Annotated in this window: 1 protein-coding gene; it reads right to left on the reverse strand. The window is 56.6% G+C overall.

Annotated elements, in window-relative coordinates; genetic code table 11:
• A partial coding sequence (locus ACXJKR_RS34445) for a hypothetical protein (RefSeq protein WP_457326687.1) occupies positions 1-282 on the reverse strand: 282 nt, incomplete at its 3' end.
• Positions 283-514: the final 232 nt, after the last annotated feature.

Below are 514 nucleotides of genomic sequence, written 5' to 3' on the forward strand. Positions count from 1 at the left end.
GGACCAGGCCGAGAAAGCGGTGCCGGCGTGGAAACCGAAGGACATGTTCACGCCGCCGACGGCCGTGCCGCCCATGATGTCGTGGTTGCCGTTCTCCTCGATACCGGTGCCGCCCCAGCCAGACACGCCCTGCTGAAGCACCAGCTTGCTGGTGTCAATGGTGCCGGAGGAGTTCATCACCACGTTGGCGCCGGATTCGGTGAACGTGAAGACGATGCCCGCGTTGGCCAGGCTGCAAAGGGAAGCCGTCAGGATTGCAGCTGCGAAAGAAGCCAACTTCATGGCGGATCTCCTCAAGAAATTTCAATGATCCCCACAATGCAACGGTCGTGCCAGGCAGCAGTATTTCTTAAAAATCAATAGCTTAGCGAGCTCACATCCCTAGTTTGATCTAGGGGTGTAAATTTCTTTGACATTCAAAAACCCTCAACTTGAGGGGGTGCGACAGTGCTTTTTCTTTCGCTCGCTGAATCCAAACGCCACGGCCGGGCGCTCCAAGGAAGCACCATCCACC

This window comes from Roseateles sp. P5_E11, assembly GCF_054049355.1.